This window comes from Vibrio gelatinilyticus, from assembly GCF_022836845.1.
Classification (GTDB): Bacteria; Pseudomonadota; Gammaproteobacteria; order Enterobacterales; family Vibrionaceae; genus Vibrio; species Vibrio gelatinilyticus.
Window position 1 is genome coordinate 138,582 of record NZ_JAJNNZ010000003.1, and the last position, 23,766, is coordinate 162,347.

Sequence of the window (23,766 nt, forward strand, 5' to 3'; positions counted from 1 at the left end):
GATGACTTATTGCGCTTTGTATTCGTGGTGTGTTCTATAGCAACTAGTCGCTAAGTTTTGGTCTTGACGCCCAAACGTACAGCAATTCAAGCGCAATTGTTGCACCAGCCAATGCCGTTAGATCACTTTGATCATAAGGTGGAGACACTTCGACAACGTCCATGCCGACGACGTTGACTCCCGCCAGACCTCGTATGATCTTCAATACTTTATCGCTATTGAGCCCACCGCACACGGGGGTGCCAGTACCGGGTGCAAACGCGGGGTCAAGGCAGTCTATATCAAATGTAATATAAACCGGCTTGTCACCGATGGTCTCTTTTATTTGAGCAACAATCGCGTCAACGCTCATATCGTTGGCTTGCATGGCATTGATGACGTTAAAGTCGTGATCATCGTAACTGTATTCTGTTCTTATCCCGATTTGCACAGAGTGCTTTGCGGAAATCAGCCCTTCTTTAGGGGCGTGATAGAACATGGTGCCATGGTCATAGCTACTGCCATTACTGTAGGTGTCGGTGTGCGCATCAAAATGGATAAGCGCCATCTCACCGTGATGTTTCGCATATGCTCTGAGGATCGGTAGAGTGATGAAGTGATCCCCACCCAGCGCTAACATGGTTTTTCCACTTTTCAGTATTTCATTGGTTGCGGCTTCTAAGCGGTAAGTAAAGTCTTCCGCGTCACCGCAATCAAACACTAAATCACCAGCATCGATGACCTTATTGTCCTTAAAAACGTTAAAATTCCAGGGAAATTTGTTCCCTTCCCACGCCAAATTGACGGATGCCTTACGAATCGCATCAGGCCCCATTCGAGCGCCGGGACGACCAGAGGTCGCCATATCAAGTGGAACACCGAGCACAACCACATCGGCGTCAGCGCTAACTGGGTTCTTTACCAAAGGACGGCGTAAGAAAGTCATCGCATTTGAATACAAGGAATAATCCGTTTTGGTAAACAAATCGTTCATTTAAAAATCCTCTAAATAGGTATAACCAGTGAGACCCTGTTCAAGCTCTTGAAGAACAAGTGCTTGCTCGTCTTTTTCAACATAACGATCCACGAGTTGTTGATAATTGTTTCGGATGTCGTCCACGTCAATATGAACATAGCGCATCATATCTTCAACCGAATCACCTTCATCAATAGACTCAAAGACCGTTTTTCCTTGCTCGTCAATTGTCACGACAGCACTGTGCGTATCACCGAATAGGTTATGCATGTCTCCGAGGATCTCTTGATATGCCCCGACCAAGAAAAAGCCCATCAGATACGGTTTGTCCTTGCTCCACTCTGGCACAGCTAACGTTGTTTCAATGCCTTGACCTTCTACGTAATGGTCGATGGCACCGTCTGAGTCACAAGTAATGTCTAACATGACGGCGCGTTTGTCGGCGACATTTTGTAAGCCCGACAATGGTAACACTGGGAACACTTGATCGATGCCCCAAGCGTCGGGCAGCGACTGAAACAGCGAGAAATTGACAAAGAACTTGTCTGCTAAGCGGCCATTAAGCTCGTCGATTATCGGTCTGTGAAAACGGTTTTTGTTGCTCATTAAATGGCGTAGCTCGGCGTATATTCTCAGAGACAACTGTTCGACCCAGGCGCGTTGCTCTAGGTTGATCACCCCCGTTGCAAATGAGGCATGAGCTTCGCTTAAATCACTTTGTGTATCATTATATATCTCAATTAGTGCCCGAGCGTCTGTGCCTTCGCTCAGGTTTTTCCAGTTACGCCACATGTTTTGTAGCAGCGCTGGCGCCTGATCACTCGGCGCTTCCACTTTTTCGACTGTATAGCTTTCAGTGCCAATCACATTAGTAATTAACACTGCGTGATGCGCAGTTAAAGATCGACCTGACTCGGAGATAATCACAGGCTTTGGCTGCTGATAATCGTTGCACACATCGTTGACCGTACTGACGACATTTCGAGCATACTCGGCCAGACCGTAATTCATTGAATTGGACGACTGGCTGCGCGTACCGTCATAGTCGACAGCCAAACCGCCGCCAATATCAAAGTAATCGAGCGGTGTCCCCAAATGACGAAGTTCACAATAGAAACGAGCAGCTTCATTCACTCCATTTCGTACATCACGAATGTTGGCCATTTGTGAACCCAAATGGAAGTGAACGAGTTGCATAGCTGCCAGTTGGTCTTCTTGTTTTAGTCGCTCTAGTACGGTGAGGACTTGAGATGCGGACAGTCCAAACTTCGATTTTTCGCCGCCGCTGGCCTGCCATTTACCAGCGCCTTGAGAGGCTAAACGGATGCGCAGCCCTAATCGAGGTTTAACCCCTAGCGCTTTTGCCTCGCGCAGCACGATGTCGAGCTCGGATAGCTTCTCAAGAACGATAAATACCTTGTGCCCAAGCTTCTCCCCAATAAGTGCAAGTCGGATATATTCACGATCTTTGTAGCCATTGCAAACAATGACGGAACTCGCCTGTTGCGCCAGAGCCAATACAGCTAAAAGCTCAGGTTTGCTGCCAGCCTCTAATCCAAGCTGCTTGGTTTCCAATTGCGCCTGGCTCGATAAGATTTGATCGACCACTTCTTTTTGCTGATTAACTTTAATTGGGTAAACCAATAAATAATTATTATCGTAGTTGCACTCGTCAATAGCTTGATTGAATGCATCACAAATGCTGTGCACGCGTTGGTGGATGATTTGGGGAAATCGCACCAATGCAGGCAAATTCAACCCTTTTTTTTCTAATTCATTTGCGATAGATACCAATGGTGTTGGGTGCCCATTATCGCTTCTCGGAGAGACGAAAATATCGCCGTCATCGTTGATCCCAAAGAAATTTTGGCTCCAGTACTGCACGTTGTAATCGGCGCGAATATTGTCGAGCTTAGAAGAGTTTGTCATTATTTTAACCTTACGGTGTGATGCGAATGCATAATGTTAAATTGCGACAATTAAAGGTAATCATCACGGCATTTTTAAAAAATCTGTTCGAAAAAGAGGAGCGCATTAACGGATAAAATGGGGGTTCTGTCTAACAAAAGAATCCTATCGTCTAGACAAAGAAACCGAGAGGAGGAGCCGTTAACGAAGAGGGGGCGGTAATTTCTTAATGAGGCTATCGAGCCAAACAAGATGGCTAGGTACGATACAGTAAAGCATTAGGGCAAAAGTCATTGAGCCATAGAGGTCGACGGGCCTGTGCATACCAAGCCAAAGGCGACTTACCGCGACACTCGTTGCCCAGGTGACCAGAGTAATACAGGCAAAATATTGCTTACTTTTCACCATTAGACCGCCAAAAAAGGTAACGCAAATCGCGACAAATATTGTATGGCCAGATGGAAAGGAATAGTCTTTTTCGCCGTGCCAGTGCATAGTTCGCCAGGAGCTGACGAGTGATTCCACATCATCGATGGCGGCGTCTTTTAGTGGCTGGTCCAGTTGATAAAAATACTGTGGGCTTTTGATAACCTGATACTCAGCGAGCAGCTCTGTATAAGGTCTTGGGCTTTGAGTGATATCCTTGAGCAGTGATTTTCCAGCGAAGCTGAGCACCAACAAAAAAAACAATTGTACGGTGAGTTGAGCTCCTTTTTCTATGATGTCGCTGTCACCTTTTAGTGTCCAAGTAACCCCAAGACAGAGCACGAAAAGTGTGAAGAGGAACCCTTCGCTGCCGGCAGAATAGGTGACTATTTGCATCACATAACCAAACTCATTAGTGACTGAGTCACTAAGCTGAGCAGGAAAGACAAGTGCTGAGGCTAGTACTGTGCATGCCGTTAGGGCGAGCAAGCAAAGAATACCGGGCAGTTTGTTTTTGATTAATTGATGCAGCATGAAAATTTCTACCGAATTAGAGATTTTCATTATGATATAGGCAAACATGACAGAGTTCTTCAACAAACTGTCACGTATTTGTATCTAAATATATACGATGAATTTTGTGGTTTTAGAGCTAAATAAGGTGAGCATAACCACCGTCACGAAGAGCTTTCTCCATGATGGATATCACCTTACGGCTAGTGTCGCCATTGAGGGTTTTTGATTGCTTGAAGCCATTGGACAACAGCTTTGTGGCCAGTCTCGCCTCGTACTGGAAACCGCCGCCTTGCCAAGGTTTTTCTATGACGATCTCTTTTCCGTTATGAATCAGCTCAATTCGTGAAGAACTCCACCATTTTTCGTTCAATATAGCGGTAAATCCTTCGCCCTTCAGCGTGGCGACTTTTGGTAAATTACGAGTGATCGAAGCACCAATGTCACCCTGCAGTGGTCCGTCGAAAGAAAAGTGAACATTTTCATCAACGTTAGATGCTTCGTTGTCGTTCTCAAAGTGAACCGTTGGATCCGGGATCTCGACATTCATTAGCTGACATAGGTCAGCATAAAGCCATAAAGCGTACACACCTACGTCAAGGGTAGCCCCTCCACTTAATGAGCCATTGAAAATAGGCTGGTTAGCGTCGTACTTATGCCAATTACCGAAACTGGCTTCAACAGACTTAAGAGAGATGCTGTGTTGAGCGATGTATTTCTTTAGAGCTTGATAGCCCGGAAAGGTGACCGCTTTCATGGCTTCTAGCAAAAGCACGTTATGAGAGATAGCAAGCTCGGTCATTTCATCCCAATCGTTGAGATTGGTAAACGCGGTTTTTTCAACCAGAACGTGTTTGCCGTGACGAACAAAGAGTTCAACCAGATCTCTGTGAAAGGGATGAATGGTTGCTACATAGACAACATCGACGTTATTGTCTTGAGCCAACTCTTGATATGAACCGTAAGCGACCTGCGCACTGTATTGGTTTTTGAAGGCGATGGCCCTGTCTTCAGATCGAGCAGCAACAGCATAGAGGCGAGCGTTTGGGACATCCGTAGTAAGATCACTGGCAAATCGATTGGCAATTTTTCCTAATCCAGCAATTGCCCAATTGATGCAAGGAGAGGTCATTTTTGGTCCTTATTTTTTAATACAAGCGCATTTGGCGAAGTATGACGGAGTTGCTATACAGAATGCAACATACGGGGAAGCGAATGTGTGATAGGAGGTATTTGGTTTTTGGATAGGCAGGTTAGCGAGATCCAAACGAACCACAACTCGCTAACTTTATAAATAGGGATAATTTCACAAGTCTTTCATGAGTATTTCGAACTCTTCATTTGCATTGGCAATTAGGTGATTAAGTTCGATGGCATCATATTTATCGAATTTAAGCTGCCAAGTACTGTCATCAGTGCAGCCAGAGACCGCGGTCACTTGTCCAACAGGAACAAAGCTTACTTTATCAAGGTCTGACAAATAGTGAGTATCAGAATCGAGTATGCTGACATCCAAAACTCCCACCGGGTTGAGTTTGACGTGAACATGTGAGTGTTGTTTATCCATTAATTGATAATTACGGTGTGTTTCTATCATACAGCCTCCGTGTTTATGGCTACCTACAGTAAGTGTAGGAAAGCCACAGACACTTAGAGGACGATCGGTCCAGAATTTGATCTAAGACAAAAATATATGAAATCATGAATGTAAACGCTACTGATGCTTATTTTTAATGATCTTTTACTCAGTAGTGAAGTGCTCGCGAAGTGCAGCTCGGCGGTTTTGGCCAATACCCACGCCACCACCATCCATGTTGACCGTCGTTTCATAACCTTCGAGGATAAATCGTTGCGGTGGTAGGGCAGGAGTCAAACGTTTCAACTGTGGCGAACGCTCGGTGCCCACTCGTTCGTACACCCAATGTCCACTACCAGTTACGATTGTTACGATTCGACCGTCAAATTCATAGCTGGTCGCAATAAGACGATGGTCTCGGTGAACACCTTGTTGTGAAAAGGTGAGAATTTCGGTCCGTTGCAGCGGTGCCCCAATTTCTTTCCAATTCCCATAAATACGACTTACATCAATGTGTTCTTTATGACTTTTATAGAGCAACATGCTAATGAGGCTTACTATTATAATCACCACAGTAACGACCACAATAAGAAACAAATGGTTGTCAGATTTGTTCTTGGTGTTGAGTCGATATGATTGGTTCAAAATAGAGCCCCCTGTAAATATCGTCTTTTATAGCACTAAATGGTGGTTAAAGTTCTAGTAAAGAGTCACCGCATGATGGCTCATACTTATATATCGGCAATGCGATATAAGTCTAAAGTACTATGACAAATTGTTTTAAGGTGAAAACAGTATACTGTTGAACCTTTTGCGATTGGTCACATATTTACGATATGTGAATACTTTTATTTATTTTGCTCAGTGCGAGAACGGTTATCACTTGTGTCAGCTAAGGATCTGAGTTAAAAAGTGAGAGACGCTATAAAGGTGCCTCCAACGGTTGTTTGGACGTGTCTACTATTTAAAACAAGGATGTAGTAATGATAAAAGAAAACACTTATTTCGAAGGCTCGGTAAAGTCACTGGGCTTTGCTCAAGCAGATGGTGATAGCAGTGTCGGCGTTATGGCCGCGGGAGAGTACACATTTGGTACTGAGGCCGCCGAGAAAATGACAGTAGTAAAAGGCGCGTTAACGATCAAACGTCAAGGTGACGATGATTGGGCGACATATCAAGCAGGTGAAGCATTTAACGTACCTGCAAACTCTAGCTTCGATTTACAGGTCACAACGGCTACCGCTTACCTATGTGAGTATTTGTAAGTAGCTTGCCTACCTACGCTTTATTATTGATGCATCAATTACAAAGCGTAGGAGGCTTTAATAGGACTGTTAGTAAGTTTCAAATACGCCTGTATTGTAGTCGTGAATGGCTTGTTCTATCTCTTGCATGCTATTCATCACAAACGGTCCGTAATGCACCACTGGCTCTTCAATAGGCGTTCCCGAAAATACCAATGCTCCCGAGTCGTCGTTGGCAAGCAGTTCAATCTCTTCTCCTTGGCTTAGTAACACCAGTTCACCTTGTCCTACCGTTTTACCAGCGATTTGTATCTCACCTTTGTATACGTACACCATGGCATTATGGTGGCTAGGCGTTTGAATGTTAACTTTCTGTAGAGCATGTGCCCTCCAGTCTGCAACAGCAAGTGGCACGCCTGTGTTGGTTAGTGGTCCCGTCAATTGCTGTTCATCAACGTTGACAGTTCCGGCGATCATACGGATGAGGCCAGAGGTTTCAGTGCGGCGTTCTACTATGGTCTCTGGTTGATAATCATAGTATTGGGCTGGGATCATCTTGTTCTTCGCTGGTTGGTTTATCCAGATTTGAAAGCCATGCAGTTGCCCTTGTTGCATTATTGGCATTTCACTGTGGATGACACCGCGTCCAGACGCCATCCACTGCGCGCCCCCAGAGCGTAACTCCCCCACATTTCCCATATGGTCTCGATGCTGAAAATGCCCTTCTAACATATAGGTAAGGGTTTCTATGCCACGATGTGGGTGTGGCGGAAATCCGCCGACGTAATCTTTTTCATCATCGGATTTTAGTTCGTCAATCATCAAAAAAGGAGAGAATGCAGGATTATTAAATCCGTGTACACGGCGTATTTTAACGCCGTCTCCGTCTGATGTATCGTGTGCCTTAATAACTTGGCTAACGTATCTAGAAACTGTCATGCTGATCTCCTTGGTTAACACAACTATAGGCCAAGGTTGACCTTAAGCAGAGGGGGTGGTTTTGATCAACTTGTTCAATAATCTTGAAAGGTGATCAAGACCATAGGTGATTGGTTAATGTAACCGATGTCACATGTTTCTATAACATGGGTGAGAGGAGGAATTTGTTACATATCGAGAGCAGCACACCTATACTATCGGTAGTTCAATAAGGATTTGTTAAAGGTGGAGTATGGAAACATTCATTAAGAGCTTGCCGAAAGTGGAGCTACACATTCACATAGAAGGCTCGTTGGAACCGGAGTTGCTTTTTATGTTGGCAAAACGAAACCACATCGCTTTGCCCTATGATTCACCAGAATCATTAAGACAGGCCTACAAATTTGCTGATCTGCAATCGTTCTTAGATCTCTATTACCAAGGGGCTAATACTCTGATCAACGAGCAAGATTTCTATGATTTAACCTGGGCCTACATAGAGCGCTGCAAAGAGCAAAACGTTATTCATACCGAAATATTTTTTGACCCTCAGACTCATACCGACCGTGGAATCGAGTTTGATACCGTTGTTGCAGGTATCTATCAGGCTCTTGAAGATGCGTCTTGTCAGTTTGGTATCTCTTCAAATCTCATAATGTGCTTCTTACGTCATTTGTCTGAAGAAGCAGCGTTTGAAACATTGCAAGAAGCGGCAAGGCACAAAGACAAAATTATTGCTGTGGGGTTGGATTCTTCCGAGCTAGGCCATCCGCCTGAAAAATTTTCACGAGTTTTTCAAAAAGCGAGAGAACTGGGCTTCTTTACGGTCGCTCATGCGGGGGAAGAAGGGCCAGCGCAAAACATTGTTGATGCCATCGAACTGCTTGGTGTGAGCCGAATTGACCATGGTGTGCGCTGCACAGACAGCGAAGAATTGGTCGATTACTTGATCGAAAGGAAAATGCCTTTAACGGTGTGCCCTTTGTCCAATATCGAGCTGCGAGTGTTTAATAGTATGTCTGAACACAACATCGTAGACTTACTAAGAAAAGGGCTTTGTGTAACAGTGAACTCAGATGACCCGGCGTATTTTGGCGGTTATATGACTGAGAACCTTTTGGCTGTACATAAAGCACTGCCAATGACGAAGCTGGAGCTTGCTCAGCTGACCATTAATGCCATTGATTCAAGTTTTATTTCAGTAGCTAATAAATTGAAATTTAAAGAATTAGTATGGCATTATCTCGCTGAAAATCATCATTAGCATGAGTTAACGACGGACAAGCGAAAATAGCAAAGTCGTCATTCCGAAAGGTGGCAGCCTATAAAAGGAATGACGACTTTAACTGTTTACTAGGTTTAACGTTTTCATGTAAATGATCAATTGCTTTGGACGTTTTTTGGACGTATTTGTGAATCACTTCACTATGTGTAGGGATCATTTTATCCATTTTAAACGGTATGAAAAATATCCTAGTGGCAGTATTCAATAGTTACTTGATTACCATCGACTCGAATGTTGGTAATGCTTCCATCTACAGTTAGCGTGGTATTGAAAGTTCGATCGTTGCTCTCAAATACGGCACTAGAGTTTTTAAGGGAAGGTAAGTGGTGATTTGGGTTAATGTGCAGCAGTTTACAAAAGCGATCAACGAAATGAGCATCTAAAGGATGATTGCCGTTTAAACGATTGGATAATTCAATCTGACTGATATTAAGTCTTTTGGCGACTTCCATTTGAGTGATGTGCATTTTTGCTTTTTGTGACATCCATACTCGATAAAGTGCATCGGTATCGTGGTGTGTAAAATTCATTTCTGTGTAACCCTGAGACTGCTTGGAAGGTTATCCCCTCCTATCATATATTCTGAGGCCATATTGCATAATAAATAGTATCTTCTAATGTCAGAGCAGTGCTAGCTAAGTGATAGCTGTGTATAGTTTGTGCTATTTTTGTGTGAATTCGCGACAAGATGCGATGGTGCTCCAGTATGCGAGATCTCAAAGATCCCACGGTCATTACTGTGTTAAGCCTCTATCGTGCTTTGGGCAAAAGACAAAAGGCATTGTTATCTGCGTACTATAGTTTTGGATTGACTTGATTTTCGCCGTTGTTACTTAGACTCACTTCGTCAAGCAAATACAAGATAGATTGATATGAAATGCCGCTGTGATGAGATAAACCTATTTCACAGGTGATGCTGTTGCTAAAGCCGCGTTTGCAATCCTCGGGCACCTGGCTGCGAAGAGAACTTAGAGCCGCACTATTAAGCTCTGGCGTGTTAAAGCCTTTATCTCCTGCCCAACCGCAGCATTGGATATGTTCCGGAACAATAACGTGAGATGCGCAACTTCGGGCCAATTCTAGCATGTTAGTTTGTAGTCCCATACGACGAGAACTGCAAGTGATATGAACAAGAACGGATTCGTCAATTGGCTTTAATTGTAGGTTAGGTAGCAGATGGTCTGTTGCGAATTTGACAGGCTCGTAGATGTTCATTTGTTTTTCAAAATGTTCGATGCTGCGCTTAGCACAGGGACTGGTATCCATGAGAATAGGGTAACGCCCTTGTTCACTGGCATGCCACAAAACCTCCTCAAGCTGCTGAGCCTTGGTGTAAGCAATGTTTGCCATCCCTTTACTTTCGTATGGCATTCCACAGCACTGATCATCGATCTCTTGAGGAGTAATAACTAAAAAGCCAGCTTTTTTGAGTAACGAAAGCGTCACCTCAGTTAAAGGACGGCAATCATAGGAGTTGTCAGCCGTCCCCATAGCACGGCTTGCGCAAGAAGGTACGTAGACAACGCAGCGCTCTGTTTGGGAATGCGCAGTCGGCTGTCGATGAGTGTGTTTAAGTAGATCAAACGAGTTATTATTAGGGACTTCGGGAAGCCAATTTGGTGAGGTACCCTTTGTGATCAAGCGTAGTTGTTTGGTGAATCTGTGAAATCGAGTCATGCCGATTAAGTTAGCGGCAACAGCGCTGGTCTTTAATCCAATTTTGACAAATGAAGTTGTCGTTGAAAAGTGCTTTGCCGTCCAACGAGCAATAGGTTGATACTTTTGGTATTTAGTGGCTCTTAATTGTTTAACTAAATCACCTGTATTGATGCCTACTGGGCATCGGTCGGCACACAATCCGGTTGCGGCACAGGTATCCAATCCCTGATACTCAAACAACTTTGTTAGCTCTTCGCTTTGACTAGATTGGTTTTGAGCCTCTCGTCTTTTTATCTCTCTAAACAAAACAATACGCTGCCTAGGTGACAGTGTCACACTTCTTGATGGGCATACGGGCTCACAAAATCCACACTCGATACATTTATCGACAATGGGATCAGAGGCGGGCATGGGTTTGAGATGTTGAATATGGGCATGAGGGTCGTCATTGATGATAACGCCCGGGTTGAGCAACCCTTTTGGGTCAAACAGTGTTTTGATTTGTTGCATTAGTTGATAGGCGTCTTTTCCCCATTCAAGCTCAACGTAAGGGGCCATATTGCGACCAGTTCCATGCTCTGCTTTCAAAGAACCCTGATATTTAATCGCCACTAAATCGGCCACTTTATCCATGAAGTTTCCGTAACGCTCGACTTCGTGTTGATTATCGAAGCTCTGGGTAAAAACAAAGTGTAAGTTCCCTTCAAGTGCATGACCAAATATGATGGCTTCAGAATATCGATATTCGTCGAAGAGTGATTGTAGATCTCGAACCCCAGCAGCAAGATCTTCAATAGGAAATGCAACGTCCTCAATAATGACGGTGGTTCCCACTTCGCGAACAGCGCCTACAGCTGGAAACATGCCTTTACGGATGCCCCATAATGTGGTGACGGTTTGTTGGTCTTGTGTAAACGGTACGGATTCGATAATTGAAAATGGGTGAAGAATATCGAGTACCTGTTGCGTTTGCTGATCTAGGCTTTGTTGTGAACTAGCGTGAGACTCTATAAGTAATGCCGTCGCTTCAAGACTTAGCGAGCGAATGAAAGAGGGCAGCCCTGGCTTGTTCGCGACCGAGCTTAGGGCTCGGCCATCCATCATTTCAACTGATGCGACAGGAGCATTAGACAAGGCAGTGACGGCTTTACTCGCTTCCTCTATGTTGTCAAACACCAACAAACTGGTGGACTTATAGGCGTGCTCAACGACCGTGTTGTAAGTGATCTCGGAAATAAAGCCCAGAGTACCTTCTGATCCGATCATAAGGTGTTGTAGTATCTCGATAGGGTCTTCGTAATCAACCAAAGCGTTGAGAGAGTATCCGGTGGTATTCTTTAGGCGGTATTTATGATGTATTTTTTGAGTCAATTCTCGATTGAGTTTGGTTTGCGTTGCAAGTTCGGTCAAGCCCTCGACAAGATCTCGTCTAATGGAATAAAAAGACTCAATACTTTCTGGATCGGAAGTATTTAGCTGGCTGCCGTCAGCAAAAACGATCTTCATTCCATCAACTGTTTTGTAGGAGTTCTGGGCTGTGCCGCAACACATTCCGCTGGCATTGTTCGCCGCAATTCCTCCGATTTTACACGTATCAATAGAAGCCGGATCGGGGCCAATCTTTTTATTGAATGGTTTAAGATAACGGTTGGCATCTGCGCCAATAACGCCGGGTTGGAGGGTGATTCTATCGCCATCGTTATGGATGGTATGTCCACGCCAATCATCTGTCAGTGTAAATAATACTGAATCAGAGACAGCCTGTCCGGAGAGGCTGGTTCCTGCTGCACGAAAGGTAAATGGGATCTCAAGCTTTTCACAGCATTTAATGGCGTGAATGAGCTCATCTAGATTAGACAGGCGCAGTACTACCTTGGGAATGAGCCGATAAAAACTGGCGTCGGTGCCGTAAGCAAGGCATTGCTCTTTACTTGTAACAATACAAGTAGAATCAATAACGGTTGAGAGTTGTTCAACCAAATGGGAGTAGTGGGGGACGTTTACATTGTGGCTTTGTTGAACGGTCATTGATTCATCCTTGAATTATTGCTCTAGTTCTTTGTCGTTATCTCTATCTAATATACTCAGCAGAAAGCATGAATGCTGCGCGCTTGAAGCCATTTTTGATGTTTAATTGTTCTAAGCTGTCAATATATCTTTCTTTTTATGAAGACTTTACCTTTAAGTTGTGTAAAAAAGCACCTATCGACTGTGGGTAACGACTAAGTCACTAAAACATAATATAAATTCGACTAGACTTATCATTAAGAATTTCAAAAAGGAGGTGGTTATGCCGATTCAAAGATTAGAGCCTTCACAGCTATACCACGCAGCAGAACTGGAAAAATTGCCGTGTAAGTCAACCAAAGAACTTGCACCTATTGATGAGATTGTCGGACAAGAACGAGCCCAAAAAGCAGTCGAGTTCGCAATGTCGATCAAAGAAAAGGGCTATAACATATACGCAGTTGGTCACAATGGACTGGGTAAGCGTACCATGATACTGCGCTATTTAAATCGCCATCAACATGATGCGGATGCACTGTTCGATTGGTGCTATGTGTCTAATTTTGAAGACACTCGTACGCCTAAGGTCCTCAAACTACCTTGTGGAATGGGGTGGAAACTTAAGCAAGATGTTGAAAAACTCATTACAAAGTTGGTCAATGCCATTCCGATGGCGTTTGACAATGAGTTGTATTTTAGCCGAGCAGATAAACTGAAAAATGATCTCGCCAAAAAGCAACAAGTTGAATTGGCAAATCTTAGCGAAGATGCCAAGTCCAAAGGGGTTAGCTTAACGTTAACCACTCAAGGAGACTACCAATTTGTCGCTATGAACGGTGAAGACTTACATACCGAAGAAAGCTTCGACGAATTAACGGTTGAAGAGCAAGCCAAATTTGAAACGACGATCGACGAGTTAGAAATTAGCCTACGAAACATGGCCCGAGAGCTCACAAGTTGGGAAGATACCTACACTGAGAAAATCTCGAAACTCAATGAAGAGGTGACACTAGGCGTTATCGGGCACTTTATCAAATCATTAAAAAAGGACTACAACGGGTATTCAGAGATTAAAAAATACCTCAGTGACTTGCAGAAAGATATCTGCGAAAACGTTGACCTTTTTCTCGAAGAAAGTAATGAACAAGCAGAAATTGCTACCGCTTCGTTAGATAAGAAATTGCCTCGTCGGTACAAAGTTAACCTCTTGGTCAAACAAACGTGTGATGACTTTCCGGTTATCGTAGAGGAAAATCCCAATTATCATTCTTTATTTGGCTATATTGAAACGGCGACCTTCAAGGGAACGGTCTTTACGGATTTTTCTTTGATCCGTGCGGGTAGCTTACATAAGGCCAACGGCGGCGTGTTACTGATGGATGCGGTGAAAGTACTTGAGCAGCCGTACGTCTGGGATGGTTTAAAACGTGCCCTACGCTCACGGCAACTGAGTTTTACTTCATTGGAAAAAGAGGTCACGTTAACAGGGACAGTTTCTTTGGATCCACAACCGATCCCGTTAGACGTGAAAATAATTTTGTTTGGTGACTACAGAACGTATCAATTACTCCAGCACTATGACCCTGAGTTTAGTGACTTGTTTAAAGTCACGGCCGACTTTGAAGATGAAATGACGCGAACGGCAGACTCAGAGCTGCATTATGCTCGGTTTATCTCAAGTATTGTCCATGATAACAATATGTTGCACTGTGACCGTAAGGCTATTGCTCGTATTATCGAACACAGTTCTCGGCGTTCAGGGAATCAAAATAAGTTGTCGTTACATTCGGCGCATATTGCTAATCTACTTCGAGAATCCAACTATGTTGCCCGATCCGCTAAATCGAATATTATTCGCGCGGGCCATGTCGACCAGGCTTTGAGCTATCAGAAAATGCGAGTTGATCGCTTACAAGATAGTGTGATGGAAAGCTTTACCAACGGGATGACGCTTATACATACTTGTGGCAGCGCTGTTGGGCAGGTTAATGCTTTGTCTGTGTTGAGCACGAGTGATCACATGTTTGGTGCCCCCAACCGTATTACCGCGACAGCGTCGTATGGAGATGGTGAGGTTATCGACATTGAGCGTAGTGTCGATTTAGGTGGCAGTATTCACTCCAAGGGAGTGATGATACTCACGGCGTATTTATCTTCCGTATTTGGAAAAAATGCCAAGGTGCCTTTAAATACCACAATCACATTTGAGCAGTCATATGGTGGTGTCGATGGTGACAGTGCGAGCATGGCGGAGTTCTGCGCTGTAGTTTCGGCATTTTCAGGGCAGCCAAATCGACAGGATATTGCCATTACAGGATCGATGAATCAATTTGGTGAATCCCAGCCTATAGGTGGGGTGAATGAAAAGATCGAAGGCTTTTTTGATGTGTGCGTGATCAAAGGTCGCTCCAAAGAACAAGGGGTCATCATTCCACGCTCTAATGTGCACAATTTGATGCTACGAGCAGATGTTGTAAAAGCGGTTGAAAAAGGCGAATTCCATATCTGGGCTATCGACCATGTGACCGATGCAATTGAAATTTTTGCTGGCAAACCAGCGGGCATCCAGTCGCTCGAAGGGAGCTACCCTATCGATACTGTTTACGGTATCGCTCAGGCTCGCTTAAACGCCCTGCGCAAGTAGTTCACCACATGGCGCAGTATTGCGCCATGGTTTTACCTCTTTGTCTCACTTCTAATATTCATTTGGGCATTAACTCATCTACGCTTAAATAAATAGAGAGGAGAGACCAATGAAAATACAGACTGTTTTAATGTTATGTTTATTGCCACTCAGTGTCGCACTCGCGGATGGAAAGGGACAAAGTAAGAAAAATAACAAAATGGATCGTGGAGAGGAAGCGGAATGCGTCAAAGGCGCTTCTAATAAAACGGCAAAAGGCCCGAGCGATTGTGGCTTAGTGAATGCAAGTGATAATAACAAGAGTGTTCACAGCGGCGGTAACCCCGGAAAAGGCAATGGTAAAGACGTTGACGGGATGAAACAGAAAGACCAGAGTAAAGACAAAGACAAAGACAAAGACAAAGACAAAGACAAAGACAAAGACAAAGACAAAGACAAAGATAAAGACAAAGATCGTTATGATATCGAAGATAACGCCGAAGACGTGATGAAAAAAGATAAGATGGACGAAGAGAAAGTCGAACTTCTTAAAAAAGAGAATGATAGCTAAACTTGTAATGAATCGGCAATGGATTGAGCCAGCCCCACCGAGTGTCGCTGGCCAAATTAATAGGGACTACTGTTGATCTTTTAGTCTCGCCATGTAATAGGTTGATATATACTCACCATCACGAAAGGCTGAGCAAAGAGCTTCACCTTCGATTTCGAATCCGTATTTATTATAGAGTGCGATTGCCGCTTTATTGTCAGCGTTCACTTCTATTTGAATTCGTTGAATATTTAGCCAGTTATCAGCAAGATCTATCACTGTTTCAAGTAATTTGCTACCAATCCCCATACCATGATAATCATCATGAACTCCCAGGCCAAAGCTAGCGCAATGTGCGGTGCGAGGTTGCTGCGAGTGTTCGAATCCGATGTTGCCGACAACCTTACCTTCATACTCAGCTACATAACTGTAAACACCAACAGGCATATCGGTGAGTCGTTTTTGCCACATCTCTACGGACGGATTTGGCAACTGTAGGGTTTCTCTTTGAGCAAGAGGTTGCGCATAAACCTGACAGATGCCTGCGGCATCGCTGATTTTTGTGGGTCTAACTACTATGTTCATTTTGGATGCCTGATAACTGTTTGAGAAAAAGTGATAACTTTGTATAGATAATGGAATTTTACAAGCTTATCAAGAGCTTTATTGCTGCCTTTCGGCGATTGTGATGCAAACGAGAGCGTGGTCGCTGCCCTGGTCATCGATACCGTAAGTTGGGTCAACAATGTGTTTGTCAACAAGTTGATAGTCGACGACGTTAAACAACCCATAGGCATGGTTTGCGCAAAATTCACAGGAAACCAGGATATGGTCAAGTCGATTACCGCGTTCGCCATGAAAGTGAGTGATCGGCTCTGTCGGCTGGGTATGATTGCTATCAATAGCCAAGCATTGTTGTTCTAATGACAGCTGCCAACTGTCGTGAAAGGTATAAGGTGCAATCGTTTCTTGTGAATCAGGTCGTCGGTGACGTCCAGTTGACCGCAATGGAGCGAATTCCGGAGCGGTTAAGTTGTTATTAAAGTCCCCCATCAGAACGAAAGGGCGTTGGGTGAGTTGCTTGCTCTTTACGATATATTGATGAAGGTAAAGAACCTCACTTTGACGAAGGGAAGTTGATTGCATGCTTCCTTCGATCTCTTCTAGCCACTTTGACAACGTATCATCGCTATTTGAAACTTCAGGCAGCATTGGTCTTTGGGATTTTAAATGAACCACAAAACAGTCAAGCTCACCTAGTGGCGAGGTGGATACGGAAACATGCAATGGACGGCGGCTAAATTGATAATCATGCCCTGAAGGAAAAGACGGGTTACTCTGGAGGCGCATGGGAAATCTAGAGGCAATAGCAACACTAGGCTGGAAGTGAATGTAATCAGATTCAACCACACAGGGTTCATTGATTGCGAAATAAGGGTATCCAGCAGACTTGACCAGTTCCTCAAGTGCTATTGCTGAGAAAACCTCTTGAAAACCGATAATATCGGCGTCTACCTCGCTCAGAGTTCTTTGCAACCACTGCGTTTTCTGTTGCCATTGCTTTCTACTATAGATGTTCTCCATCTCGTAGAAAGCATTGGGTGGCGCGACAAAGTTGTATAGATTGAGCGTTGCAACTTTAATTGTACTAGTCGATGGCAACAGATTAGACTCCAAGTTATCGAAAGTTGATGGGATGTCTGATTAAATTAAGTTCACTATCAAAGGTTTATCAATAATAGCATTAAGGATTACAGCATGGTTACTAGGGAAAGCTCAAAAGATTGGCGTACACCGGAAAACTTTCTCATTATTATCTCCATTATCGTCCCTATTGCGTTTTCTAGTTGGATGGCGTTACTAAACAATTTTGTGATTGAGAAAGCCAATTTCGATGGTGCTGATATAGGCTTGTTGCAAAGTGTTCGTGAAATCCCGGGGTTTCTTGCCTTTACCGCTGTTTTCATTCTGTTGTTTATTCGCGAGCAAAAGTTTTTGATTGTTTCGTTACTTATGCTATCTGTCGGAACTTTGCTAACCGGTTTTTTTCCTTCAGTGACAGGGCTTTTGATCACTACCTTTATTATGTCAGTTGGTTTTCATTACTTTGAAACTCTCAAGCAATCATTGTCTTTACAGTGGCTTAGTAAAGATGAAGCCCCAGAAATGCTGGGTAAGTTAATCTCTGTGGGTGCGTTGGCTTCTCTGGTAACCTACGGCGCACTTTGGGTGATGCTTGAGCTATTGCAACTCGAATTTATTTGGGTGTATTCCATCGCTGGTGGAGTAGCCTTGATTTTGGTTATCCTGATTGCCCTGTCATTCCCTCAATTTAAAACAGAAACGCCTCAAAATAAGAAATTGGTGCTACGTAAACGATATTGGCTCTATTACGCTCTGACTTTCATGAGTGGTGCAAGACGACAGATATTTACCGTGTTTGCTGGATTTTTGATGGTCGAAAAATTCGGTTACACCGCCGCGGAGATCACCTTGCTGTTTCTGATTAATTACCTGTTTAACTTCCTGTTTGCAAAGAAAATTGGTCGTTTTATTGGTATAGTGGGTGAACGCAAAGCCTTAATCTTTGAATATGTCGGTTTAGCATTTGTCTTTGTAGGTTACGCCGTGGTGCAATCGGCAGAGTGGGCTGCGGCACTTTATGTTATCGATCACCTGTTCTTCGCACTGGCGCTCGCCATCAAAACCTATTTTCAGAAAATTGCTGATCCAGCTGATATGGCTTCAACTGCAGGGGTATCCTTTACCATTAACCACATCGCAGCGGTCGTAATTCCAGTCACTTTCGGTTTTATCTGGTTAGTGTCACCCTCTAGTGTCTTTTATATTGGTGCCGGAATGGCTATCGTTTCCTTACTATTGTCTTTTAATATCCCCCAAAAGCCTCAAGAAGGAAATGAAGTTCGAGTTTTAAAATGGACTTAAATAAAAGAGCGCTTATCTCTAAGCGCTCAAATCGTCGTTTGTAATGCCAAAAAATTAATGGTCTAGGTAGAGATAGTTTTGCCAACTTTTCATTCGAATGAGAATTTTTCTCATTATAGAAACGTGGTGAAAACTGTCGGAATAGACGGAAATTTCTGCGCTAGAACCAAGGGGAAGAATGAACTCACTCATGTTGCTTGTAAGTTCTAATTTAACCATCGCACGACCCTGAGTCATAAGTGCTCGAGTGCCCAGAAGAGAACCACGAGCCTGGATCTGACCTTCACCGATTGCGGGTATCACTTCAACAATCCTTCCTTGGAATACTCGCCCTGGTAAGGCTCTGAAAATAAATTCGGCTTCAAAGCCTGCCTTCAATCTTTGCAATGAGTTTTGTCTAAATGCACCTACAAAGTAGTTTTCTTCGGTATGAATAAACGTCATGACAGGAGCGAGAGGCAAGGGTACCGCCATCATTCCTGGGCGTAATGCAAGTTGAGTCACGTATCCATCGGTAGGAGCGCGGACGACGGTTTCTTGTAAGTTAAATTCTGCTTGAACCAACTGTGCACGTAGCTCTGCTACCGCAGTATTTTCACCGTTTATCTCAGACTCAAATGCTAGGCGAGCACTTTCTTCCTGAGCCGTTGTAGCTTCAAAGGCGGCTTGAGCCGCTTTAAAGTTTTGGCGGCGAGTGTCAACTTGCTGCTCTGTAAATGCGCCTTTTTTAAAGCCAGCCTGATAACGTTTAAACTCGCGTTCAGCTTTGTCCCTGTCAGCTTGGGCCTGAATCGAGTCTGATTGCGCTGCTTTATAGGCGCTTTCAAGTTGTAATACGTCTTGTTCTGCTTCGGCGAGAGCGGCTTGCTTGCGAATGACTTCGGCTTCAAAAGGTATTGGATCTATTTTAAAGAGCACATCACCTTTTCGAAGAGGTGTATTGGGTTTAACCTCAACGTCGACTACTTTGCCTCTTACACTCGAGACTATCGGTGTCGTTGTATAGATTTGCTGGCCAATTTGGGTAAAAGGATGGTTGTAGTTCATTAATAAAATGAGCGTGCCAATCAGAACGACGCCTCCTAACACAGCAGTAGGTACTGTCCATTTATTGAGAGGGATCTTAAATATTTTAAAGACAGCGATACACAATGCGGTGTAGGTTAATATCAGTAATAGATCCATGGGCTACTTCTCCTCCATGCCGTCTTTATTTTCTTGAGTGATACCTTGCGCTGCCAAAGGTTTTTTTTTCATTGATTGAACTTCTTTTTTTAGCATGGAAACTTCATCCACTAGTTGTTCTAATCGATGATGAAGGTCGTGCTGCTCTTCTTCTAATCGATGAAAGCCCCAACCACGTTCTTTTCGCCATAAAGTGGCCCAGATCCATAAGAAAGGCCAAATCGCGTGCAGGGTGAACAGGCTTACCCAGCCCGACACATGTATGGCATCTTGGTGTGGATGGTCACGTTCTTTGGCGATTTCGTAGGGAATATCGTGGATCACGATAATGCCATAGAAGATCACAAGAGCGACAAAAATGAGTAAAACTAAGGCGACGTAATCGAGAAACATAATACATCCTTGATTAAGTTAGGAAATTCCGCTTAATATGGCGAATAAATGGTCAAATTAAAGGCTTGGTAGCATGATTAGTAATAATGCTAAGTTAAGTATTTGTTATATTTATGTATTATGCAATGGTTTTGTGTAGATAACACGTTGTGGAGATTGCTTTGCTTTATCAAGGAGAGTTTGCAGCTGTAGGTGCTGCGATAGTTTGGGCCATCGCGACGTGGATATACAGTCGATTCAGTCATCATTTTAGTGCCCTGCAACTAAACATAGTTAAAGGACTTATTGCATCGATGATGATGCTTGTAGTTCTTCCCTTTCTGCCAAGCAGTTATATCACTATCGACAGCCAATATTTATGGATACTGGGCATTTCTGGGGTGATTGGGATTGCAATAGGCGATAGCGCGTATTTTGCATCGTTAAAGCGCATTGGTGCCAACAAAACGTTATTGCTTGAATCTTTAGCGCCTCCTTTATCGGGGATCCTTACGTTAGTATTTTTGGGCACCGCACTTGCACTGTCGAATTGGATGGGCGTTGTGATCACTACGATTGCAGTCGCATCTGTGGTATTCCAACCAAGTCGTGATATGGGTGAAAAGACCGATATGCTCGGGGTCGGCTATGGTCTTCTTGCGAGTATTTGCCAAGCTTCTGGCGTAGTGATTTCTCACTTTGCGTTAGTTTCTGGTGATCTACCACCATTAGTAGGCGCGTTAATTCGGTTAGTGATTGGTGTAGGTGCCGTTGCTATTTTTATCCCATTCCTTGAGGATAAACCTTACCAATCTATGAGAAGTAGAGCCTCTACACTGGATAAAGTGAGTTGGTTTTGGCTACTGACAGCGATATTTGTGGGTACTTTTTTGGCCCTGTGGTTACAACAAATTGCGTTAAAGCACGCAAATCCGGCGGTAGCTCAAACGTTGATCGCCACAAGTCCACTGTTTATTCTTGTTATCTATGCGATTAAAGGACAACCCATTTCTAAGCGAAGTTTACTGGGTACAATAGCAGCTCTGTTTGGTATCTCTTTGTTTTTTATATAAAATACTAAAATTAAATTTAAGCCAGTAGTTGCTTGAGCGTCATAGGCGAAGCGGCAGCGTTGAGGCGCTGTGCTGGAGTTTGCCCAGATTTATCTTGATAACAGAGATTGTGCCATGCGCGAAAAATATCGAGCAGAGGGATCAATCCCCCCGGGCGTAGTTTTCTTCTAGGCTCGTTGATAAAATCTTCAAATAAGACTTGGAACCGGTTTTGATAGTACTCAATTTGTGCTGTCGAAGCCTGCGATAACCATGTCGATAGATCAGGGTTATCTCCAGCAAGGTAGCAAATTCCTTTATGGACTTCGTGTGAACTATCTGGGTCGACTTGCTTAGCAATTGCCCACCTATCACGCCACCACCCCATTAAAGCAACATCTATTTTCTTGTTGCTCTGACTGTTTTCCCAATCACCATCTTGTTCAACATAGAGTAAATCAACGTTATTTTGTTTGATGCGCGGCAAGCACACACTCAAAGCTGCCGATCTCAATAGGGGATCTTGTGGCATGTAAATCGTTAGACGTTTTCCGTCATCCACCTGTTCCAATACTCTCAGGTAATGTGCATGGGATGTGTATTGTGGGCGAATCAAAGCGCCTTTGGATGGGTAATTAAACTTAGAAAAATTGCCCATTGGATCTTCCACGTTACTGCGAGCCAAGATGGTCTTGTATTTGTCATCGATCTTTTGCCTTAAAGATGATGCGTGACTTACCGGAGCCTCATTGGCTTCTGGCTCAAAATTGCCCTCAACGATTCGGGTTGTGGGTTTATAGGCATCGTGTTCACTTGCATCACCAGACGCTTCTTCGGCAGAGTAATTGAGGTGCTGACACAATATATAACCCGATTGCGCGTCACCTGTTGTAAACCAAAAAACGCCGTTACTGCTTTTTGCCTGTAGTTCTCGGTAGCAAGATGCTAGCTCGTATTGGCTCGCGTGATTGAGCCAGCGGGCATCGATCATGGCCAACTTACGCCGGCAACGACTAGCGATATGCTCAATATGGTCGTAGAAGGTTTTAGGGTTAATACTCAGTTTTCGACAAATCTCGCGGACAGAGTAACCTGTAAATAGAAAGGCGAGTAAGGACTCTTGAAATTGTCTTTTCTTGTTCTGACCAGACCATTTGTCGACGAAAGTAGATTGACAGGCTTTACAGCGATAGCGTTGCCTGTCACCACTAAACCCGAAAGCGTGGTATTTTTCTTTGTGGGTATGTACGGATACGCCTGCGTTCTCGCATGCTGGATTCTTACACGATGGAAGCCCTTCACTTTGAAGTGCTTTCAGCCTCGCTAGTTCGTCGAGAACATCTTGGTTGTTAAGAAGGGGGGGAAACGCGCCGCATTCTCGACAAACCATCGCTGGTCGCTTAGGGTTAACGCGTTGCAAAATATAATATTTTGCCTCACTTAGTCCAAAATTGTCACACGCCAATGTTTTACAAAAATTGAGCTGTAACCCATGTGCTGCCAGTGGCAGTTTGCCTTCTGACACGTTCACCCCCTGAGGTTCGTTTTCATGGTGCTTAAAAAAACCGGCACACGTCAGGCTGTGGGCCGGTTTAAAAGATTAAATATTGACGGCTGTTTCTAGGGCGACAGTCATCATTTCATTGAACGATTTCTGGCGATCTTCTGAGCTCAATTTTTCGCCTCGGATGATGTGATCAGAAACGGTTAGAATAGTCAGCGCTTTAGCTCCAAGGTCAGCCGCGACACCGTAGATCCCGGCCGCTTCCATGTCGACACCAAGAATACCAAGGTGCTTCATTTTGTCGAAAATATCTGCTTCAGGGGTATAGAACAGATCTGCCGAGAAAATGTTGCCCACTTTTACAGGTACTTGTTGCGCTCTAGCCTGACTTACGGCTTCTTCAAGCAGTCCAAAGTCGGCAATTGCAGCAAAATCGTGATCGTTAAAACGGATACGGTTTACTTTTGAATCAGTCGATGCACCCATGCCAATTACCACATCCATCAGTTTTACATCGTCACGCACAGCGCCGCAGCTGCCTACGCGGATGACATTTTTGACGCCGAAGTCTTTGATTAACTCATGAACATAGATACAGCAAGACGGAATACCCATACCGTGCCCCATGACAGAAACACGCTTACCTTTATAGGTGCCGGTGTATCCGAACATATTGCGGACATCACAGACTTTTTCTACATCGTCTAAAAATGTTTCTGCAATATATTGAGCTCGAAGTGGGTCGCCAGGCATTAGAACCGTTTCAGCGAAATCACCGACGTTAGCATTGATATGTGGGGTTGCCATAATGTTACTCCGATCTGAACTGTATGGTTTAACTAAATATGTTGAAGTGTTGTCTTCGTGTTGAAGTGAATATTAACCAGCAATTACGTAGTTCTGTGAGATGTTGGTCACAGAAAAAATTTCACACTCAACAATTAATGTAGTTGATAACGAAATATGTTGAAAGTGATTTGGCAATCGATTGGTTTGCTTTGTGAAGGATTTATCAAGGAGTGCTTAGGATGGCTCTGCGAATA

Annotated in this window: 21 protein-coding genes; 6 read left to right on the top strand and 15 right to left on the bottom strand. The window is 43.9% G+C overall.

Annotated features, from left to right (window positions below; all coding sequences use genetic code 11):
• Window positions 1-43: 43 nt before the first annotated feature.
• From speB to LNL84_RS04830, 6 genes are all read right to left on the bottom strand, one after another.
• Complete coding sequence (gene speB, locus LNL84_RS04805; protein WP_244355553.1) at window positions 44-973, bottom strand: agmatinase; 930 nt, start codon at window positions 971-973, stop codon at window positions 44-46.
• The gene (gene speA, locus LNL84_RS04810) at window positions 974-2,884 is read right to left on the bottom strand and encodes an arginine decarboxylase (RefSeq protein WP_244355555.1); all 1,911 of its coding nucleotides are present in this window, start codon (window positions 2,882-2,884) and stop codon (window positions 974-976) included.
• Window positions 2,885-3,064: 180 nt separating this feature from the next.
• On the bottom strand, window positions 3,065-3,871 hold the full coding sequence (locus LNL84_RS04815; RefSeq protein ID WP_244355557.1) for a phosphatase PAP2 family protein: 807 nt from the start codon (window positions 3,869-3,871) through the stop codon (window positions 3,065-3,067).
• 70 nt (window positions 3,872-3,941) lie between these two features.
• Window positions 3,942-4,934, bottom strand: coding sequence for a Gfo/Idh/MocA family protein (locus LNL84_RS04820; protein ID WP_244355559.1), 993 nt, complete (start codon window positions 4,932-4,934; stop codon window positions 3,942-3,944).
• A gap of 174 nt (window positions 4,935-5,108) precedes the next feature.
• A complete protein-coding gene (locus LNL84_RS04825; protein ID WP_244355561.1) occupies window positions 5,109-5,399 on the bottom strand; it encodes a hypothetical protein in 291 nt (96 codons plus the stop codon).
• 144 nt (window positions 5,400-5,543) lie between these two features.
• Window positions 5,544-6,023 carry a DUF2850 domain-containing protein gene (locus tag LNL84_RS04830; protein ID WP_244355563.1) on the bottom strand — a complete coding sequence of 160 codons (480 nt, stop codon included), beginning with the start codon at window positions 6,021-6,023 and terminating at the stop codon, window positions 5,544-5,546.
• A 338-nt stretch (window positions 6,024-6,361) separates the two neighbouring features.
• Between LNL84_RS04830 and ppnP the strand changes: the two genes are divergently transcribed.
• Window positions 6,362-6,643 (top strand): pyrimidine/purine nucleoside phosphorylase, encoded by a 282-nt coding sequence (gene ppnP, locus LNL84_RS04835; RefSeq protein WP_244355565.1) that lies wholly within the window; start codon window positions 6,362-6,364, stop codon window positions 6,641-6,643.
• Window positions 6,644-6,712: 69 nt separating this feature from the next.
• On the opposite strand, the gene LNL84_RS04840 is transcribed toward ppnP, so the two are convergent.
• A complete protein-coding gene (locus LNL84_RS04840) occupies window positions 6,713-7,561 on the bottom strand; it encodes a pirin family protein (RefSeq protein ID WP_244355567.1) in 849 nt (282 codons plus the stop codon).
• Between the two features lie 232 nt (window positions 7,562-7,793).
• On the opposite strand from LNL84_RS04840, the gene LNL84_RS04845 reads away from it, so the two are divergent.
• Window positions 7,794-8,804, top strand: coding sequence for an adenosine deaminase (locus LNL84_RS04845; protein WP_244355569.1), 1,011 nt, complete (start codon window positions 7,794-7,796; stop codon window positions 8,802-8,804).
• Window positions 8,805-9,013: 209 nt separating this feature from the next.
• Here the strand turns inward: LNL84_RS04845 and LNL84_RS04850 are convergent, their stop codons facing one another.
• Window positions 9,014-9,355 (bottom strand): helix-turn-helix domain-containing protein, encoded by a 342-nt coding sequence (locus LNL84_RS04850; protein WP_244355571.1) that lies wholly within the window; start codon window positions 9,353-9,355, stop codon window positions 9,014-9,016.
• Between the two features lie 265 nt (window positions 9,356-9,620).
• The gene (locus LNL84_RS04855; RefSeq protein ID WP_244355573.1) at window positions 9,621-12,512 is read right to left on the bottom strand and encodes an FAD-binding and (Fe-S)-binding domain-containing protein; all 2,892 of its coding nucleotides are present in this window, start codon (window positions 12,510-12,512) and stop codon (window positions 9,621-9,623) included.
• Window positions 12,513-12,774: 262 nt separating this feature from the next.
• Here LNL84_RS04855 and LNL84_RS04860 point away from each other — a divergent pair, with 262 nt between their 5' ends.
• Window positions 12,775-15,135 (top strand): ATP-binding protein, encoded by a 2,361-nt coding sequence (locus LNL84_RS04860; RefSeq protein ID WP_244355575.1) that lies wholly within the window; start codon window positions 12,775-12,777, stop codon window positions 15,133-15,135.
• Window positions 15,136-15,244: 109 nt separating this feature from the next.
• Entirely contained in the window at window positions 15,245-15,685 is a 441-nt protein-coding gene (locus LNL84_RS04865; protein ID WP_244355576.1) for a hypothetical protein, read from the top strand.
• A 66-nt stretch (window positions 15,686-15,751) separates the two neighbouring features.
• Here LNL84_RS04865 and LNL84_RS04870 read toward each other — a convergent pair whose 3' ends face one another.
• Window positions 15,752-16,249 carry a GNAT family N-acetyltransferase gene (locus tag LNL84_RS04870; RefSeq protein WP_244355578.1) on the bottom strand — a complete coding sequence of 166 codons (498 nt, stop codon included), beginning with the start codon at window positions 16,247-16,249 and terminating at the stop codon, window positions 15,752-15,754.
• 78 nt (window positions 16,250-16,327) lie between these two features.
• Window positions 16,328-17,326 (bottom strand): endonuclease/exonuclease/phosphatase family protein, encoded by a 999-nt coding sequence (locus LNL84_RS04875; RefSeq protein ID WP_244355580.1) that lies wholly within the window; start codon window positions 17,324-17,326, stop codon window positions 16,328-16,330.
• Between the two features lie 96 nt (window positions 17,327-17,422).
• On the opposite strand from LNL84_RS04875, the gene LNL84_RS04880 reads away from it, so the two are divergent.
• On the top strand, window positions 17,423-18,610 hold the full coding sequence (locus LNL84_RS04880; protein WP_244355582.1) for an MFS transporter: 1,188 nt from the start codon (window positions 17,423-17,425) through the stop codon (window positions 18,608-18,610).
• Between the two features lie 54 nt (window positions 18,611-18,664).
• Here the strand turns inward: LNL84_RS04880 and LNL84_RS04885 are convergent, their stop codons facing one another.
• A complete protein-coding gene (locus LNL84_RS04885) occupies window positions 18,665-19,795 on the bottom strand; it encodes an HlyD family secretion protein (protein ID WP_244355584.1) in 1,131 nt (376 codons plus the stop codon).
• Window positions 19,796-19,798: 3 nt separating this feature from the next.
• Complete coding sequence (locus tag LNL84_RS04890; protein WP_244355586.1) at window positions 19,799-20,188, bottom strand: DUF3302 domain-containing protein; 390 nt, start codon at window positions 20,186-20,188, stop codon at window positions 19,799-19,801.
• Between the two features lie 161 nt (window positions 20,189-20,349).
• Between LNL84_RS04890 and LNL84_RS04895 the strand changes: the two genes are divergently transcribed.
• Window positions 20,350-21,240 (top strand): DMT family transporter, encoded by an 891-nt coding sequence (locus LNL84_RS04895; RefSeq protein ID WP_244355588.1) that lies wholly within the window; start codon window positions 20,350-20,352, stop codon window positions 21,238-21,240.
• A gap of 16 nt (window positions 21,241-21,256) precedes the next feature.
• On the opposite strand, the gene LNL84_RS04900 is transcribed toward LNL84_RS04895, so the two are convergent.
• Both LNL84_RS04900 and deoD read right to left on the bottom strand, forming a co-directional pair.
• Entirely contained in the window at window positions 21,257-22,744 is a 1,488-nt protein-coding gene (locus LNL84_RS04900; protein WP_244355589.1) for a lactate dehydrogenase, read from the bottom strand.
• A 75-nt stretch (window positions 22,745-22,819) separates the two neighbouring features.
• Window positions 22,820-23,530 carry a purine-nucleoside phosphorylase gene (gene deoD, locus LNL84_RS04905; RefSeq protein WP_244355591.1) on the bottom strand — a complete coding sequence of 237 codons (711 nt, stop codon included), beginning with the start codon at window positions 23,528-23,530 and terminating at the stop codon, window positions 22,820-22,822.
• Window positions 23,531-23,766: the final 236 nt, after the last annotated feature.